Below are 17,199 nucleotides of genomic sequence, written 5' to 3' on the forward strand. Positions count from 1 at the left end.
CTTCACACCCCCTGGGGGGGCGCCCTCGTCGCCGCCGGCGGCCCCCCGGGGGGGGGCCCCCGGGGGGGGGGGGGCCGGGGGGGGGGGGGGCGGGGGGGGGGGGGGGGGGCGTCCCGCCCCCCCCCGCCTCTCGCGTGCGCCGGGGAGGGAGGGCTCCGCGCCTCTCGCGTGCGCCGGGGAGGGCTCCGGTGGTGCGCTCGTCCGCAGGGTGGCGGCTCTTCGCCGCGAGCCGCCGGGGGAACCCTTCGCCCGCGCATCGGTAACAAGATGTACACACCAAGGCGTTGATCCCCGCAGGCGATGATCATAGGCTCACTCGCCGTCGGCTCTTTGACATGTTCGCGACTGTCGGGGTGCGTGCCGCGCGCCGTGGCGCGCTCCGGGCAGGGGGACGGGGGCCGGCAGCGATCGGCATCACCTGCGTCATGGCTCACCACCCCACCGGAGGAGCATGTGAGAGCACGTCGAGCGTCAGTCCTTGCAGCCTCGGTCCTCGTCACCACCCTCGCCCTGACCGGCGCCTTCGCCGGTCCCGTCACACTCGCCGCGGCGGCCACGCCCGCTGCCGCGACCGGCGCCCCCACCGCCGCCGCATCCGACGGCGTCACCCACGAGCAGAACGACCGCGTTCCCGAGGGCGCCGTCTGGACACAGCGGTACTTCCCCTCGTCGGACCACTCCGGCACCGAACTCCACGCGGACGTCCTGCTGCCCGAGGGACTGCCGAAGGGCGCGCACGTCCCGGTCATCCTGTCGGTCGGGCCCTACTTCGGGCACTCCGGGCAGACCGACCCCGAGGGCTGGAGCCACACCGGCCCCTCCTCGCGCTTCCAGGACTTCATCGAAGGCACGGACCTGTTCGCCCACGGCTACGCCTTCGTCATGGTGGACCTGCGCGGGTTCGGCGGCTCCACCGGCTGCCTCGACTGGGCGGGCCCCGGTGAACAGGCCGACGTCCGCGCCGCCGTCGACTGGGCGGCCGGCCAGCCGTGGTCCACCGGATCCGTGGGCATGTACGGGAAGTCCTACGACGCGGCCACCGGCCTCATCGGCAACGACCTCGACCAGCGCGCGCTGAAGGCCGTCGTCGCTCAGGAGCCGGTCTGGGACATGTACCAGTACATCTACTCCAACGGAGTTCCCCGCCCCAACGTCACCGGCACCGCCAACGCCTACAACTCCATAGCCACTCTCGACGCGCTGGCGGACGACGACGCCCACTACCGGGCCAACGCGGCGTACGAGCAGGCCCACCCGGAGTGTCTCACCCAGAACTCCGCGGGCTATCTGACGACCGATCAGCACGGCAGCTACTGGACGGCCCGCGACCTGGCGAAGAAGGCCAAGGGCACCGACACCCCGCTCTTCGTCACCCAGGGCTTCATCGAGAACAACACCAAGCCCGAGGAGATCGAGGAGTACCTCGACAACCACAAGGGCCCCGAGCGGGGCTGGCTCGGCCAGTGGGAACACGTCCGCGGCGGCGACCGCACCGCCGACGGCCGCCTCGCCATGGGACGTGAAGGGTGGTACGACGAGACCCTCTCCTTCTACGACCAGTACCTCAAGGGCAAGCGGCCCACCGTCTCGTACCCCGCCTACTCCGTGGAGGACTCCACGGGCGCCTGGCGTGCCCAGCGCACCTGGCCCGGCGAGTCCCGGACGGTGAACATCGCCCTCGGCGGCGGAGCCTACGTGGACGACGGCGGCGCGTCGGCACGCGGGGCGGCTGCCCTGGACGGCGGCCCTGCGCTGCGGTCCGCCGCGCAGCCGTCCGGCGCGTGGGACCTGGAGAGCGCCCCCGCCCTGGACCCGGCGGCGCCGAAGACACTGGCCGCCGAAGCGGCCGGGCTGCAGGCCGCCGGTGAGGTGACGTCCAGCTTCTTCGTCCGGTCCGAACCGGTCGCGAAGCCCGTACGCCTCACCTCCACCCCGAAGCTCTCGCTGAGGGCGAAGGGCAAGGGCAACGTCATGGTGAAGCTGTACGACGTCGCCCCGGACGGCAAGGCCGTCATGTTCGACGAGCAGGTGTCGCTGGTGGACACGGGCCGGCTGACCGTCGACCTCAAGGCCACCGACTGGACGCTGGCGGCCGGACACGTCCTGGCCGTGGAGATCGGCTCCATCCAGACCGGTTCGTGGCGGGACACCCCCTCCGGCGAGACGATCGAGGTGAAGGACGCCCGGCTCGCCCTGGCGCTGGACGACCCGGCGGACGACGTCGCGACGGAGGGCGCCCGCTCGCCGTTCCTCGACACCTATCTGCGCCAGTACACGGTGCAACTCCCCTCGGCGGAGGGCTCGTTCCGGCTGAAGACGGGGCGCTGAGCCGAGTCCCGCCCAGGTGGTGTCCGGCCTTGATCCGCCGGACACCACCGAGCCGGGTCACCACTCGGTGGGGACGGCGGGAGGGAGGCCCCGAACAAGGCATCCCTCCCGCCGTCCCGTGTCACAGGTAGGCCGGGGACACCGCCGCGGTCAGCACGGGGTGCGGGCGGCCCGAGCCGTCGGCCGGTACCTCGTAGAGATCGGCGCCGAAGTCGCCCGGCAGCGCGTAGGTCACGGTGGTGTCGTCCTTCCAGACCGCCTGGTCGTCCACGCTGCGGGTCTCGGCGAGCGGGTGGTCCGCGAGCGTGCTCAGGTCCAGGACGTGCAGGCGCCAGGGGGCGTCGGCGGGCAGCCCCTCGTCCCGGCTCTTGTAGGCGATGCGGGTGCCGTCGGGGGAGAGCGAGGGGCACTCCACATTGGTCCGCAGGGTCGTGAGCGTACGTTCCTGGAGATCGCCCCGGACCAGGTACGTACGGCCCTTCGTCGCGAGCGTCGCGTAGAAGTGCCGGTCGTCCGCGGCGAAGGTGACGCCCCAGAAGTTGACGTCGGCGGCCCGGTAGGACCGGCCGTCCTTGCGGATCGCGAACTCCTCCAGGCTCGGGACGAGCTCGCCGGTGCGGGTGTCGAGGATCGCGGCGCGGGTGGAGAAGTTCGTGCCCGCGTAGCTGTCACCCCCCACGAATACCGTCCAGGTGGCCAGCCGTCCGCTCGGGGAGACACGGGCGCGGGACGGGATGCCGGGGACCGCGTAGTGCGCCTGCTCCTTCAGGCTCCGGTCGAGGATCGTGGCCCGGTAGGTGTCCTGGAGCGCCCCGTGCACCGCCTGGAGGCAGACTCCGGTGCCCGAAGCGGCGTAGAAGCGGAGGCACTTGACGCCCGAGGCGGTACGGGCCCCGGCGGGCGCCGCCACCGGGACGGTCGTCAGCTCGTCGCGGTGCGGACCCCACGCCATGTTCCGGAAGACGATCCGGTGCCGGTCCGTGAGCGTGATCCGGCCGGCCGCGACGGCGGGCCCGCCGGGCGTCGCCACGTCGAGCCGGTCGGACCTGGCCGCGGCGTGCAGCACCGAGGCGGCGGCGACGACCGCCAGCACGGTGACCGCGCAGACGAGGACGAGCAGTCTGGTGCGCAGGCGCGTCATGCGGAAACCTTCACGGTCGGGCCGATACGGAGCGAGAACGCGGCGCACACGGCGAGCGCGACGGCCGCCGCGAGCAGCGCGGTACGGTCGCCCCACGCGGTCCAGGCCGCGCCGAAGGCCAGCGAGCAGGCGAACCGGGCGAAGGCCTGTCCGGTCTGGATCAGGGCGAGGCCGGAGGAGCGCAGTTCCTCGGGCACGCTCTGCGAGGCCGCCGCCATCAGGACCCCGTCCGTGGCCGCGTAGAAGGCGCCGTGGAGGACGAGCACCACGTACGGGAGCGCCGCCCCGTGCCACGACGAGAGCAGCAGCCCGTACGCCCCGAGCAGCGCGACGTGCCCGGCGAGGAACACCTGCCACGCACCGACCCGGTCCGCGAGCCGCCCCAGGGGCAGGGCGAGAAGCAGGAACGCCGCGGCGGTCCCGACCGGCATCAGGGCGAACCAGCGGTCGGGCACTCCGAGACGGTGCTGGAGCAGCAGGTAGACGAACGAGTCGCTCACGGTCGCGAGGCCCAGCAGCAGCGCGCAGACGGCGATGCGCCGGATCCTGCGGTGCCGCAGCAGCGCGAGGGCCGCGCGCAGGGTGGGGCGGGGGTGCCCGGCCGTCTCCGCCGCGCGAGGGGTGCCGGTCCCGGAGGGCGCGGGGGCCGCGGAGGGGGCTTGGGGCTTGGACGGTGCGAGGGGCCTGGAGGGGACGAACAGCACCAGGACCAGTACGCCCGCCACCGCGACGCAGAAGCTCACGGTGAACACCGCGTCGTATCCGTCGACCGTGGCGCGCAGGATCAGGAACGCGGCGAACGGCCCGAGCAGGGCGCCCGCGGTGTCCATCGCGCGGTGCACGCCGAAGGCGCGTCCGCGGGCCTCCGGAGGCGACGACAGGGAGATCATCGCGTCCCGCGGCGCCGTGCGCAGCCCCTTGCCGGTGCGGTCGGCCGCCAGCACGAGACCGATGGGCGTGAGGGTGTGGACCATCAGGAGGAGCGGTTTGCAGAGCGCCGAGACGCCGTAGCCGAAGACGGCGACGAGCTTGTGGCGCCCGCCTCCCCGGTCGGCGAAGTGGCCGCCGACGAGCCGTACCAGGGCGGAGAACCCGTTGTAGACGCCGTCGAGGAGCCCGAAGCCGAGGGGGCTGAGGCCGAGTCCCGCCACCAGATAGAGCGGCAGGACCGCCGTCACCATCTCGGAGGACACGTCGGTGATCAGACTGACCGTGCCCAGCGCCAGCACGGTGGGGGCGACCGCCACGCGCCGCCGGGCCGGCTCCTCGCCCGGCCCGGCGGCGCGTTCGGCGGACCCCGCACGGGTGGCGCGGCTGTCCGCTACATACATGTCAGGACGTCCAGATCCCGGTGATGTCCTTGGCGGTCGCGGCGTTGCCCGCGTGCCCGAGGCCGTGCATGTCCTCCAGCGTGCGCAGGAGGTCGTAGTGGTTGTAGGTGGTGGCGGAGGTGGCGCCCGCGGTCACCTGCTGGCCGTAGAGGACCGTCGGGATGCGGTTGCCGCTGAGCCGGTTGTCCTCGTCGAAGGTGACGACGAGCAGGCTGTTGTGCGTCTTGGCCCAGGTCGCGTACGCGCCGAGGTTGTTCTTCAGCCAGGTGTCACCGCTGGACACCGAGCAGTCGTGCATGTCGCTGCACAGGTTCGGGACGACGAAGGAGACCTGCGGCAGCTTCGTGTAGTCGGTGGGGAACTGCTGGAACGTGTACGCGGACGAGGTGGGGACGTTGCTGAACCCGAACCACGGGTTGTGCTTGCGGGCGTAGTTGCCGCTGCTGCAGGTGGTCGAACCCTGGCTCGGCAGCGTCTCGTTGTAGCTCGCCCAGGTCTTGCCGGCCGCGATCAGCTCGGACGCGAGGTTGGCGTTGCCGGAGAAGCCGGGGGTGTAGCAGCTGTCGTCCGTGATGCCCTGGGTGGAGCCGGAGAACAGGGCGAAGTAGTTGGGCTGGCTGGGGTGGGTCTCGGCGTACGAGGCGGTGAGGTTGGCGCCGCCGGTCTTCAGCGAGTTGATGTACGGGGCGCTCGACGAGCCGATGACCTGGCTGTAACCGTGGTTCTCGAAGACGACGACGATCACGTGGTCGGGGGTGGGCACACTGGCCGCGGCCTGCGCGGACGAGGAGCCGCCGATGCCGGTCCACAAGCCGGCGGCGGCCACGGCGGTGAGGGCGACGGCGCAGGTGAGGGCGGTGCGACTGCGGCGGAACACGGATCTGCCGAGCACGGGGGCCTCCGTTGGGGGAGTCGGGAAGGGTACGGGCGGCGGTGCAGGGCAGAGCATGCTCACGCCAAGAATCATCTGGGGCGCTCCGCGTCGGTGGAGTCATGAAGAGCGGGTGAACTGTGCGTTCCGGTGCGCCCGGCCCCGGTGCGCGGACGCCGCCCGGCGAGGTCGCGGTGCGGGGCCCTCTCGACAGGGAGGCGGTGGCGGACCATCATGATTGTCATGGCCTCGACACGACTGCAGGGTCTGGTGCTGCCCCTGGCCGCCGCCCTCGCCCTGATCGCCGCCGGATCGGCGCAGGCCGAACCGACCGTTCCGGACCACGCCGTCATCGTCTGCGACAGCGCCGGCTTCTACGCCAACTACGACAGCTCCTTGGGACCGGCCGGGCTGAAGCGGGTCCTCGGGCGGGGCGACAAGGTCGGACACACGCGCGGAGCCCACCCCGTCTACAACGGCTGGGCGGCCACCTTCGACTTCGGCCCCAATGACTGGGGTTTCGTCCGGCAGGAGTGCCTGGGCGGTTACGGATCATGGTGATGTCCGTGACCCGCGCCCCCGGAGGGCGCCCCGTGCCCCGCGGAGGCAGGCGCGCGGCCCTTGTCCTGGCCGTCGCCGCCGTGGCCGGGACCCTGGCCGCAGGCCCCGCCGCGGCTGCCGACGGCACCGCCGGGCAGCGCGAGACCGTCTGCGCCGAGGACCTCTTCGTCCGGGTCACGGCCCCCAACGGGGCCTGGATGGGCACCCTGTACCGGGGGCAGACCTTTCTCGTGGAGGAAGCCGGCGGTACCTGGGTCCACGGCTTCGCCTACGGCGACATCAACCGCCGGGGCTGGGTCCAGAACGGCTGGTTCTGCTGACGCCCGATGGTCGGTACCGCCGCGCGTCAACTCGCCCACAACGCAATGTTCCTGACCATCGACCATCGGTGACCGCCGTGCGATCCTGAGGACTTGATCACCTCGGGACCCGCAGGTCCGAGCACCGACAACGATGTCAGGAGAACGAGATGACGGTCCGTACCGGAAACGGCGGCGGTGGCGTCGGCAGACGCGGTTTCCTCACCCGAGGCGCGGGAGCCGTGGCGGGCGGCGCCCTGCTGGGCGCGCTGCCCGCCACGGGGGCGGAGGCGGCCGGGCGCACCACCGGCGAGGAACCGGGACACACCGGCGCCGGAGCGCACGCGCACGCCCCCGGGACCGTACTGCTGAGCGATGACTTCGCACCCGTCGCGGGCTGGCAGCGGTACGGCGTGGTGATGAAGCAGTCGCTGCCCTGGGAGAGTTCACTGCTCCAGGATCCGTGCCTGGTCTACGGCCAGGGCGGCGGACCGCTCTTCAAGCTCTGGTACGGCTCCCTGCACGCGGTGGGCTACGCCACCAGCGACGACGGCCTGCACTGGACCAAGGCCGCCGACCCCGTCCTGACCCCGACCCTGCCCTCCGAGACCGTCGCGCTCAACCAGCCGAGCGTCGTCCTCCAGGGCGGGGTCTGGCACATGACCTACTTCGGTGTCGCCGACGACGGCAACGGCCAGATCCACTACGCCAGCGCGAGCGCCCCGGGCGGACCCTGGACGAAGCACGGCGTCGTGCTCACCTCGACCATGCCGTGGGAGGACCGCTACATCTACAACTCCTCGCTGATGTACGACGCTTCGGACCGCATATGGAAGATGTGGTACACGGCGGGGAAGATCGCCTCGGCAGGCGGCGAACCCCGGTACATCTGCTACGCGACCGCGGCGAACCCCGCCGGTCCCTGGACGAAGCACCCGGCCAACCCGGTCATGCGCCCGATGGGCGACGGCGGTTGGGCCTCCCTCGGGGTCGGCGGTCCCAACGTGCGCAAACTGGCGGGCGGCGGCTACGAGACCCGGGTCGTCGGCTGGCAGGCCGACTATCCGTCCCGCGGCGGCAGGCTCACCTCCCGCGACGGCATCAGCTGGCAGCTCGACCGCGGCGCCATGGAGATCGACCTCGGGGTCGCGGGCGGCCCCGAGGACGGGATGATCTACCGCCAGTTCGTGGTGGACCACCGGTCCACCCCGTACATGTACTACAACGCCAAGAACAACCGCCCCGGGTGGAACGAGACCATCAACCTGGCCGTGTGGAAGAAGGGGCTGGAGATCGTCGACCCGGCGAAATGGTCCATGACCCAGGCCTGGTCCGTACCGAACGGCGCGTCGTTCGAGGTGCGCGACGGGGGAGCGGTGTCCCTGGGCAACGCCCCGTCCGGACAGCCCCAGACACTCCAGGGCAATCAGCTCATCCACGCCCTGGACTACGCGGTGTCGGCGTCGGTCACCCCGCTGGGCGAGGCCGTCGGCGACCGCGACACCGTCCTCCTCGCCCGCGCGACCGGCCGTGACACCTACTACTACGCCGGGATCGCGTCCTGGGGGAACAAGTACGCCATCGGCGTGATGGAGGGCGGGGCGAACACCAGGCTCGCCGGTACCGGTGCCGCCTCCGAGATCGAGGTGGGCCGGACGTACCGACTGCGGTTCGCTCTCACCGGCTCGCGGCTGGACCTCTACGACGACGACCGCCTCGTGCTCTCCGTCGTCGACCCCACGCTCATCCCCGCCGCCGGCTATGTCGGTCTGCAGAGCAGCGCCGGCACCGGGAAGGCGAAGTTCGCCGCCGTCACGGTGACGGCGACCGGGGCGGGCGGCCGGCACTGAGCGAGTGCCGGCCGAGCCCTGAGCGGGCCACTGCGCGCGCGGCCGGTCGGACGGCCCCGGCCGCGCGCGGTGACAGCCGCCGGTCCGGGCGTGCCCGGAGCGACCGGACACCGGGAGCGCCGACCGCTTGACCGTCCGAAGCCGGGGTAGCGAGATGCCATGACCACCGACAACGCATCCACCCCCGCCACCGGTCACGTGCCGCCCGAGGTCGACGTCCAGGCACTGACCGGGCTGCTCGACGGCGAGTACGCCGAGATCCGCGACCTCGTCCGGACCAACCTGGTGACCCATGCCTCCGTCCTCGACGAGGCCGATGAACTCGGCGTCGACGCGTTCCGTGAGCGGGTGCGCGAGCTCGTCGTCGACATGGCCGCGACCGGCCAGACCGGCATGGGCTTCCCTGTCGAGTACGGCGGGGGCGGCGACATCGGAGCCTCGATCGCCGCGTTCGAGACGCTCGCCTTCGGCGACCTGTCGGTGCTGGTGAAGGTCGGCGTCCAGTTCGGGCTCTTCGGAGGCGCGATCCTGCAGCTGGGCACCGCACGCCACCACGACGCCTATCTGCCCGGCCTCATCACCGGACGGCTGATGGGCTGCTTCGCGATGACCGAGAGCGGCCACGGCTCCAACGTCCAGGCTCTCGGCACCCTCGCGAGGTACGACCCCGCAGCGCAGGAATTCGTCATGACCACCCCGGGCGACGGGGCCCGCAAGGACTACATCGGCAACGCGGCCCGCCACGCCGAACTGGCGGTCGTGTTCGCCCAGCTGGAGGTGGCCGGGAAGTCCGAGGGGGTGCACGCGTTCGTCGTACCGATCCGGCGCGGCGGCGACGTCGTGCCCGGCGTCCGGATCGAGGACGACGGCCGCAAGATGGGTCTCAACGGCGTGGACAACGGGCGCATGTGGTTCGACGGCGTGCGGGTACCGCGCGAGGCGCTGCTCAACCGGTTCGCCGACGTCACCGCCGACGGTGTCTACGAGAGCGCGATCGAGAGCCCCGGCCGGCGCTTCTTCACCATGCTCGGCACCCTGGTGCAGGGCCGGGTCAGCGTCGGCGGCGCCGCCATCAACGCGGCCAAGGTCGCCCTCGCGATCGCCGTCACGTACGCCGAACGGCGACGGCAGTTCGCGGCGTCCCCGGACGCACCCCCGGACGCGTCCCCGAAGACGGACCCGGACGCGTCCCCGGGGGAGGACCCGAAGACGGACCCGGGGGAGGAGCAGCTCCTCCTCGACTACGGTCTGCACCAGCGCCGCTTGCTGCCGCTCCTCGCGCGCACGTACGCGCTGCACTTCGCGCAGGACGTCGTACGGAGCCAGCTGCACGAGGTCTTCTCCGGCATCGAGGGCGACCCCCACGCACGGCGCCTGCTCGAATCGCGCGCCGCCGGGACCAAGGCCCTCGGCACCTGGCATGCCACCCGGGTCATCCAGGAGTGCCGCGAGGCGTGCGGCGGCGCCGGGTACCTCACCGTCAACCGGTTCGCCGCCCTCAAGAGCGACAGCGACGTCTTCACCACGTTCGAGGGCGACAACCACGTGCTGCTGCAACTCGTGGCGAAGGGCCTGCTCACGCACTACGCGAGCGAGTTCGGGGACCTGGACCAGCTCGGCCTGGTCCGCCACGTGACCGGCCTCGCCGTCGAGACGGTGCTGGAGAAGACGTCCGCCCACAAACTGCTCGAACGTGTCCGCGACCTGCTGCCCGGTGGTGACGCGTGGGACCGGGAGGCGGGCCTCCTCGACCCCGAGTACCAACTCGCCATGCTCCGCTACCGCGAGGAGCACATGCTCGCCGGTGTGGCACGCAGGCTCAAGCGCGGCATCGACCAGGAGCACAACCCCGGCGCCGTCTTCTCACGGGTCCAGGACCACGTGATCGCGCTCGCCCGCGCCCACGTCGAACGGCTGGTGCTGGAGGCGTTCGTCGACCGGGTGCGTACGCTGCCCGAGAGCGGCAACAAGGCCGCGCTGGGGCTCCTGTGCGACCTGTTCGCCCTGTCCACCATCGAGGCGGACCGCGCCTGGTTCATGGAGCACGGCCGGCTGACCGTCCAGCGCTCCAAGGCGATCAGCCGCGAGGTGAACGAACTCTGCCGCAGGGTCCGCCCCCTCGCGGCCGGCCTCGTCGACGCCTGGGGAATCCCGTCCGAGATGCTGCGCGCGCCGGATCTGGTGGGCTGAGACCGGGGGCGGGTCGCGCCGGACGCCCACGGACGCCCCCGGACGCCCACGGCGGACGACGGCGGACGGCGTCGGAGGCCCGGTCCGGCACCTCGGTCCCGGACCGGGCCCCGTATGCCCTCACCCCCGCCTGTCCCGCGGATGCCGTCCGTGCGCCGGTGCGGTCGGGACGCTGTCGCCGAGCAGCAGCGCGGCGACAGCGCCCGGGGCCTCGTGCATCGCGTCGTGTCCGGTCGCGAGGGCGTGCACCTGCCACTCGGGGTCGGCCAGGAGCCTGTCGCGGACGCCGGCGAACGGCGTCCGGTCCTCCCATCCCGAGCAGTAGACGAACTCCCGCCGCGACACCCGGGCCGGTGCGCCGGTGCGGGGCTGGAACGCCTGCACGAAGGAGGCCAGGGGATGGGGGCGACGGCGGGAATCGCCGCCGGCCGGCGGCCGGACGGCATAGCCGGTGTCCGCGGCCCCGGCGGCGAACGCCGCGCGGTAGCGCCCGGTCGTCGAGGACCAGCACGAATCGCCCTCGCGCGGTACGTAGGCGTCGAGATGCACGAGACGCGAGACCCGGCCGCCGGCGCGGTCCGCGGCGGCGGCGATCACCATCCCGCCGTAGCTGTGGCCGACCAGCGTCGCCTCGCGCGCGTGGGTGCGGTCGAGGAGCCGCAGCACGTCGTCGGCGTGCGTGTCGAGATTGGCGGACGCGACCGTCGCGATGCCGTCGTCCGGGCGGAGGCCGGTCAGGGTCAGGGCGTGAACGGCGTGACCGGCGCGCTCCAGCAGCGGAACCACCGCCTCGAACGACCAGGAGCCGTGCCAGCCACCGGGAACCAGGACAAACGTCGCCATGCTCTTCTCCTTCTTCCGGTTCGTCCGGGCCGCCGCACAGAGGTACGCCGCCCGACGTCGGTGGGTGCGGCCGGGCTCTTCGCGCGGGGCGGGCGGAGAGCCCGGCTCCGTACGGGGAAAGTCTCAACGGGGCACGGCGTGGCGTGCCACCGTTACGATGCCAACCGATGCCCCTTCCCCGCCAACCCCGGACAACCGCCGGTGCGACGTCACATGTGTGGCCGTCCGGCGGTCGCCACCTCTGGCCGTCCGGCGCGACGAGCGAGGCGCGGGCACACGCGCGCGGACACCTGGTGTACGCGGCCGGGGGCGTCCTGTCGGTCCACACCGAGCGCGGCACCTCGATCGTCCCCGCCAACCGGGTCGCCTGGACCCCCGCCGGATTCACGCACCACCACCGCGCCCACGGCGACACCGACATGCGGATCGTCTTTCTCGCGCCGTCCCTCGCGCGGGGCCTGCCGGACGGTCCCGCCGTGTTCCTGGTCTCCGGCCTCGCGCGCGAGGTCCTCCTCGCCCTGACCGGCCCCCGCGACCACGACGACGCCACGCCCGGCTACAGCCCCTCCGCGCGCTCCCGCCTCCTCCGCGTCCTCGTCGACGACCTCCACGAAGCGCGCGAACAGCCCCTGCACCTGCCGGAGCCGCGGGACGACCGGTTGCGAGCCGTCGCCCGGCTGCTGTACGAGTCGCCGGGGAGCAACGCCACGCTGGCCGAACTCGGGAGGACGGTCGGCGCCGGCAGCCGAACCCTCAGCCGGCTCTTCCGCGGCGAGCTCGGCATGACGTTCTACGAGTGGCGCACCCAACTCCGCGTCCAGCACGCGCTCGTGCTCCTCGCCGAGGGCCACGACACCGTGCGGACCGCGCACGCCTGCGGGTGGGCGAACCCCAGCGGCTTCATCGCGGCGTTCACCGCGGTCGTCGGAACCACCCCGGGCCGCTACCGGACCCGCGGGTCGGCTTCCCCGGTCACCGACGCCTCCCCGTAGGCGAGTTCGCTCGCCAGCAGCGCCGCACCCACGACCCCCGCGCGCGGGCCGAGTCCGGACATGACGATCGGCAGATTGCCGGTGGCGAGGGGAAGCGACCGTTTGTACACGACGCTGCGGATCTCGGCGAGCAGGGGATAGCCGAGACCGGCCAGACCGCCGCCGATCACGATCATCGACGGGTTCATGAAGCTGACCAGGGTCGCGAGGACCTGCCCGACGCGGTGGCCGCCCGCCCGGATCAGGCCGACGCTCGTACCGTCGCCGCCGTTCGCGCATTCCGCGACGTCCACCGGGGTCAGGACGCCGCGCTCGGCGAGCCGTTCGGCGAGGGCGGGGGACCGGCCGGACACCGCGGCCTCGGTGGCGTCCCTGCTCAGCGCCACGCCCCCGAAGTACGCTTCCAGGCAGCCGGTGTTGCCGCAGGAGCAGAGCGGCCCGTCCGCTTCGAGCTGTACGTGTCCGATGTCGCCCGCGCACCCCTCGGCACCCCGGTAGATCCGGCCGTGGTGGTGCATTCCCGAGCCGATACCGCTGCCGATCTTCACGAAGAGCAGATGGTCCACGGTCCTCGCGACGCCGCTGTGCTGCTCTCCGAGGGACATCACGTTCACGTCGTTGTCGACGACGACGGGGCAGGAGTGCGCGCGGGCGAGGATGTCGCGCACCGGAAAGCGGTTCCAGCCCACCATGATCGGCGGCGACACGGGTACCCCCTCGCGGAAGCTGACCGGTCCCGGCAGGCCGATGCCGATGGCGTCGAGCCGGGTGTAGTGCCCCTGGTCGGCCAGTGCGTACAGGAGTTCGCTGACGCGCCCGAGCACGACCTGCGGCCCCGAGCGGATGTCCGCCGGCTCGGAGCAGGAGGCCACCGGGGCGAGTGCGCCGTCGGTGATCTCGATGTCGATGGAGCTGGCGCCGAGATCGACGGCGGCGAACCGTACGCCGGGGTCGAGCTGGACGAGGGTGGAGCGGCGCCCGCCGCGCGACGCGGCCGGCCCCGCCTCGCGGACCCGCCCGGCGGCGACCATGCGGTCGAGTTCGCCGAGCAGCCGCGGGCGCGGAACCTCCAGCCGGTCCGCGAGTTGGGCGCGGGACAGCGGGCCGTTGTCACGCAGGAGACTCAGCACGCGGTACTGGATGGTCACGGATTCACTTCCTCTGGACGCCCTGGACAGCTCGGGGAGTTGTCGCGGGGGACTCACGGGCCGGACACCGTATCGCCCGGCGGGACTCGCGTGTGCGGAGCCCAGGGGCACGGTCGGCTTCCGGCAACTTTTTCACAGAACGCCGAAAGTTGCCGGGGTGTTGACGGAACTTTCGAGACGGAACTCGCACGGTCACGGGCCGGATACGGAACTCCGTGACGGCCGGCCCTCCGGCGGGACCTCGTCCGGTAGAACTCCCCTTCGCGGAAACGGAACTGCCCCGCCGGTGACGCAGCAGCGGGGCAGTTCCGTTCCTTCCTCCGGCCTCAGCCGGTGGCGCCTTGCTTCAGCGCCCGGGCGTCCCGTGCCAGGGCCGCGCCCGCAGCACCGTTCGGCACCAGGGAGGTGTCGGACGCGGAGTCCGCGAACGACTCCAGCACGGCCGCGGCCTGAGCGGTGCGGCCCGCGTCGGCGTGCGCCTCGGCCTGGGTGAGCCGCACGGAGAGCCGCTGCTCACCCTGCGCCGTGATCAGCCCGTCGGCCCGCAGCCGGGTGATGAGCGAACGGACGTCCGCGTAGGAGGTGCGCGTCGTGAACGACACGGTCCTCGTGGTGGTGTTGCCGGCCCGGTCACGGCCCCTGACCGTCAGGTCGTGGCTGCCGAGCGGGAGCCGCCACAGGTCCAGGGCCTGCCCGGAGGTGACCGGCGCACCGTCCAGCGTGGCCGTCGCGGTGGCCCCGCCGGACACCGTGTCCGTCGCCGAGAAGACCGGTGTCAGGCGACCGGAGTCGCCGTAGGTGCCGTTGGCGTCGGCACCGGTCACCGCCACGGTCGGGCCGGTGCGGTCGATCCGTACGGTGAGCGAGCCCACCGCCGACACGTTGCCGCCGTTGTCGGTCGCCCGGTACCGGACGGTCGTGGCGCCCTCGGTGGAGAGGGTGACGGCCGAGTTCGCCGCCGGCCAGGTGGTTCCGCCGTCGACCGAGTACTGGCGGCTCGCGACCGTCCCGTTGTCGGTCGCCGAGACGGTGAGCGACACGTTGCCGGTGTACCAGCCCTCGTCACCGTTCGGGCGGGGCGGGTTGAGCGTGGCGGTGACCACGGGAGCGGTCTTGTCCGCGACACCGGAGCCCTGGAAGGTCAGCGAGTCCAGTTCGACCCCGCCGGAGCTGGTGACGAAGACCTCGCCCGTCCCCGAAGGGGCGTTCGCCAGCGTGGTGCTGACGGTCTGCCAGCCCTCACCGGCCGGTACGGACACGGTGGCGAACGGTTCGGCGTCGGCCGAGCCCCAGCGCAGCGCCAGGGTGCCGGCACCACCGGCACGGGTCTGCACCCCGGTGATCCCGGCGAACGACACCGGGTCGTAGGCGATCCAGTCACCCGCGTCGAAGGAGGTCAGCTTGCGCTGCCCGGACGCCGTGGTGTCGTCCGTGACCGTGACACCCTCCGAGGAGTCGTAGTGCTCGGCCTGCATGAGGGCCGGGTTGAGCACCACTTGGGCGTCGGTCGTGGCCGCCGGGACGCCGCTCGCGCCCCTGTCGGTGTAGGTGATCCCGAGGACGCCGAAGACGTTCTCGGTGTCACCGTGGCCCGCGTCGGTCGGGGTCACGACACCGCCCGAGCAGCCGGTGCCGTTGTTGACCGGGTGGCCGTGCTGGTTGTGTCCGAGACCGAAGGTCCAGGCGACCCTGGCGCAGTCCGGTGTGGAACCGTCCTCCGGGTCCTCGACGGCGATGCCGTACGGCACGGAGTCACCCCAGTTGAAGAACCCGCCGTTGGCCGGGGAGGTGATCCGCAGGGTCGGAGCCGTATTGCCCACCGTGATCTGACGGCTCGTCAGTCCGATCTTGCCCTGCGGGTCGGTGACCTTCAGACGGGCCTCGAACTGCCCGTTGTCGGGGTAGGTGCGGCTCGCGGTGGGCCCGGTGGCGTCGAAGGTGCCGTCGCCGTCGAGGTCCCACTGGTAGGTGAGCTCACCGCTCTCCGGGTCGGTGGAGCCGGTGGCGTCGAAGGTGACCGCCAGCGGCGCCTGACCGGACGTCCTGTCGGCCTCGATCACCGCGGTGGGCGCCTTGTTGCCCTCGGCGTAGTCGATCCGGTAGAGGCCCGCGTCCGGGTTCTGCCGGAAGAAGCCGTCTCCGTAGTCGAGGACGTAGAGGGCGCCGTCCGGGCCGAACTCCAGGTCCATCGGGTTGTCCCACGGCGGGATGCCGTTCTGTGAACGCTCGCTGTTGGGAAGGAAGTTCTCCAGAGCGCTCACGGGTCCGTCCGGCCCGTCGAGCGTGAGAGCGGCGACGTAGTCCTGGGAGAACTCGCCGAAGAACGCCTTGCCGTCCCAGTACTCCGGGAACTTGCCCGGCGCCGGGTTGTCCGCGTCGTAGTGGTAGACCGGACCGCCCATCGGCGCCTGGCCGCCGGGGCCGCCCGGACCGCGGAAGGCGGTCAGCTCGGGCCACGGCTGGTCGGTGTCCTTGTCGCCGTACCAGAGCGTGGCCGGCGTGGCCGCGGGCAGCGTGGTCAGGCCGGTGTTCCAGCGGGAGTCGTTGACCGGTGCCGAGCAGTCGAAGGCGGCACCGGGCGTGAGGGTGGCGTAGTCGAAGTCCCGGTAGGGCTTGGTGTTGTCACCCGTGCAGTACGGCCAGCCACTGTTCATGGGCTTCGTCGTGGACTGCCACTCGACGTACCCCATCGGCCCGCGGTTCGGGTCGGCGGTTCCGGCGTCGGGGCCGTAGTCGCCCCACATCACGGCGTTCGTCTCGGGGTCCACCGCGAGACGGTAGGGGTTGCGCAGGCCCATCACGAAGATCTCGGGGCGGGTCTTCGCCGTACCCGGCGGGAACAGGTTCCCCTCCGGAACGGTGTAACTCCCGTCCTCCTGGACGTGGATGCGCAGGATCTTGCCCCGCAGGTCGTTGGTGTTGCCCGAGCCGCGCCGCTCGTCGAGCCCCGGGTTGGCGCCTGCCGAGTCGTTGATCGGGTTGTAGCCGTTGACGTTCGGGCCCGACGCCGGAGTGTTGCCGCCGGTCGAGAGGTAGAGGTTCCCGTCGCCGTCGAAGTCCACGTCACCGGCGACGTGGCAGCACTGGCCGCGATTGGTGTCGACCCGGATGATCTCCTGCGCGGTGGAGAGGTCGAGACTGTCGCCGGTCCACTTGAAGCGGGTCAGGGTGTCGTACCCCTCCCACTGCTTCCAGTACGAGTCGTCCTGCCCGGCGGACAGCTGGAGCGGAGCGGAACCGGCCGGGGTGTTCAGCGGCGGCGAGTAGTACAGGTACACCCACTTGTTGGTGGCGAAGTCCGGGTCGAGCGTGACCGTCTGCAACCCCATCTCGGAGTTCTGGTACACGTCGACGTGGTTGACGACCTTCGTGACACCGGTGCCGGGGTCGGTGAGCCGCAGATCGCCGTTGCGGGCGGTGTGCAGGACGCGGCTGTCGGGGAGTACGGCGAGGTCGATCGGCTCGCCGACCTCCTTGGTCAGGGTGGCCTTCTCGTAGTTCGACCAGTCGAGCGCGTGTTCGTGGTCCGGGTGGGCCTCGGCGGCGGGCGCCAGGGCCACACAGCCCAGCGCGGGCATGGCCACGAGCAGGGCCCCCGTGATCATGCGCCTCAGGGTGCGGTGCACGGTGATGTCTCCTTGATCG

General features: G+C 72.1%; 12 protein-coding genes. 6 read left to right on the forward strand and 6 right to left on the reverse strand.

From position 1 onward, the window contains the following. The first annotated feature begins 453 nt into the window (after positions 1–453). Entirely contained in the window at positions 454–2,328 is a 1,875-nt protein-coding gene (locus tag ACFWEE_RS29145; RefSeq protein ID WP_386893578.1) for a CocE/NonD family hydrolase, read from the forward strand. A gap of 121 nt (positions 2,329–2,449) precedes the next feature. On the opposite strand, the gene ACFWEE_RS29150 is transcribed toward ACFWEE_RS29145, so the two are convergent. From ACFWEE_RS29150 to ACFWEE_RS29160, 3 genes are read right to left on the reverse strand one after another with little or no spacing between them, the layout of a single operon-like run. Beyond that, positions 2,450–3,469 carry a TolB family protein gene (locus tag ACFWEE_RS29150; protein ID WP_386893580.1) on the reverse strand — a complete coding sequence of 340 codons (1,020 nt, stop codon included), beginning with the start codon at positions 3,467–3,469 and terminating at the stop codon, positions 2,450–2,452. Then, positions 3,466–4,800 carry an MFS transporter gene (locus ACFWEE_RS29155; protein ID WP_386893582.1) on the reverse strand — a complete coding sequence of 445 codons (1,335 nt, stop codon included), beginning with the start codon at positions 4,798–4,800 and terminating at the stop codon, positions 3,466–3,468. The genes ACFWEE_RS29150 and ACFWEE_RS29155 overlap by 4 nt, the downstream gene beginning before the upstream one ends. A 1-nt stretch (position 4,801) precedes the next feature. Continuing rightward, positions 4,802–5,692, reverse strand: coding sequence for an alkaline phosphatase family protein (locus tag ACFWEE_RS29160; RefSeq protein ID WP_386893584.1), 891 nt, complete (start codon positions 5,690–5,692; stop codon positions 4,802–4,804). Positions 5,693–5,914: 222 nt separating this feature from the next. On the opposite strand from ACFWEE_RS29160, the gene ACFWEE_RS29165 reads away from it, so the two are divergent. From ACFWEE_RS29165 to ACFWEE_RS29180, 4 genes are all read left to right on the forward strand, one after another. Continuing rightward, the gene (locus ACFWEE_RS29165; RefSeq protein ID WP_386893586.1) at positions 5,915–6,232 is read left to right on the forward strand and encodes a hypothetical protein; all 318 of its coding nucleotides are present in this window, start codon (positions 5,915–5,917) and stop codon (positions 6,230–6,232) included. After that, positions 6,232–6,552 (forward strand): hypothetical protein, encoded by a 321-nt coding sequence (locus ACFWEE_RS29170; protein ID WP_386893588.1) that lies wholly within the window; start codon positions 6,232–6,234, stop codon positions 6,550–6,552. Before ACFWEE_RS29165 ends, ACFWEE_RS29170 begins: the two co-directional genes overlap by 1 nt. Before the next feature lie 149 nt (positions 6,553–6,701). Next, positions 6,702–8,381, forward strand: a complete 1,680-nt coding sequence (locus tag ACFWEE_RS29175) for a hypothetical protein (protein WP_386893590.1) — start codon at positions 6,702–6,704, stop codon at positions 8,379–8,381. 159 nt (positions 8,382–8,540) lie between these two features. Continuing rightward, a complete protein-coding gene (locus ACFWEE_RS29180) occupies positions 8,541–10,571 on the forward strand; it encodes an acyl-CoA dehydrogenase family protein (protein ID WP_386893592.1) in 2,031 nt (676 codons plus the stop codon). A 120-nt stretch (positions 10,572–10,691) separates the two neighbouring features. Here ACFWEE_RS29180 and ACFWEE_RS29185 read toward each other — a convergent pair whose 3' ends face one another. Beyond that, complete coding sequence (locus ACFWEE_RS29185) at positions 10,692–11,414, reverse strand: alpha/beta hydrolase family protein (RefSeq protein ID WP_386893594.1); 723 nt, start codon at positions 11,412–11,414, stop codon at positions 10,692–10,694. A 167-nt stretch (positions 11,415–11,581) separates the two neighbouring features. On the opposite strand from ACFWEE_RS29185, the gene ACFWEE_RS29190 reads away from it, so the two are divergent. Next, positions 11,582–12,406 carry an AraC family transcriptional regulator gene (locus ACFWEE_RS29190; protein ID WP_386893596.1) on the forward strand — a complete coding sequence of 275 codons (825 nt, stop codon included), beginning with the start codon at positions 11,582–11,584 and terminating at the stop codon, positions 12,404–12,406. Here the strand turns inward: ACFWEE_RS29190 and ACFWEE_RS29195 are convergent. Both ACFWEE_RS29195 and ACFWEE_RS29200 read right to left on the reverse strand, forming a co-directional pair. Further along, on the reverse strand, positions 12,358–13,554 hold the full coding sequence (locus ACFWEE_RS29195; RefSeq protein WP_386893598.1) for an ROK family transcriptional regulator: 1,197 nt from the start codon (positions 13,552–13,554) through the stop codon (positions 12,358–12,360). The two genes, ACFWEE_RS29190 and ACFWEE_RS29195, sit on opposite strands and share 49 nt — an antisense overlap. Positions 13,555–13,880: 326 nt before the next feature. Continuing rightward, on the reverse strand, positions 13,881–17,180 hold the full coding sequence (locus tag ACFWEE_RS29200) for a PQQ-dependent sugar dehydrogenase (RefSeq protein WP_386893600.1): 3,300 nt from the start codon (positions 17,178–17,180) through the stop codon (positions 13,881–13,883). Between the last annotated feature and the right edge of the window lie 19 nt (positions 17,181–17,199).

The organism is Streptomyces sp. NPDC060184 (assembly GCF_042728795.1).
GTDB lineage: Bacteria > Actinomycetota > Actinomycetes > Streptomycetales > Streptomycetaceae > Streptomyces.

Excerpts from the sequence above, each read along its gene's own strand:
- ACFWEE_RS29165 (WP_386893586.1), top strand. The coding sequence starts at position 5,915 with ATGGCCTCGACACGACTGCAGGGTCTGGTGCTGCCCCTGGCCGCCGCC.
- ACFWEE_RS29175 (WP_386893590.1), top strand. The coding sequence starts at position 6,702 with ATGACGGTCCGTACCGGAAACGGCGGCGGTGGCGTCGGCAGACGCGGT.
- ACFWEE_RS29180 (WP_386893592.1), top strand. The coding sequence starts at position 8,541 with ATGACCACCGACAACGCATCCACCCCCGCCACCGGTCACGTGCCGCCC.
- ACFWEE_RS29155 (WP_386893582.1), bottom strand. The coding sequence starts at position 4,800 with ATGTATGTAGCGGACAGCCGCGCCACCCGTGCGGGGTCCGCCGAACGC.
- ACFWEE_RS29185 (WP_386893594.1), bottom strand. The coding sequence starts at position 11,414 with ATGGCGACGTTTGTCCTGGTTCCCGGTGGCTGGCACGGCTCCTGGTCG.
- ACFWEE_RS29190 (WP_386893596.1), top strand. The coding sequence starts at position 11,582 with ATGCCCCTTCCCCGCCAACCCCGGACAACCGCCGGTGCGACGTCACAT.
- ACFWEE_RS29170 (WP_386893588.1), top strand. The coding sequence starts at position 6,232 with ATGTCCGTGACCCGCGCCCCCGGAGGGCGCCCCGTGCCCCGCGGAGGC.
- ACFWEE_RS29150 (WP_386893580.1), bottom strand. The coding sequence starts at position 3,469 with ATGACGCGCCTGCGCACCAGACTGCTCGTCCTCGTCTGCGCGGTCACC.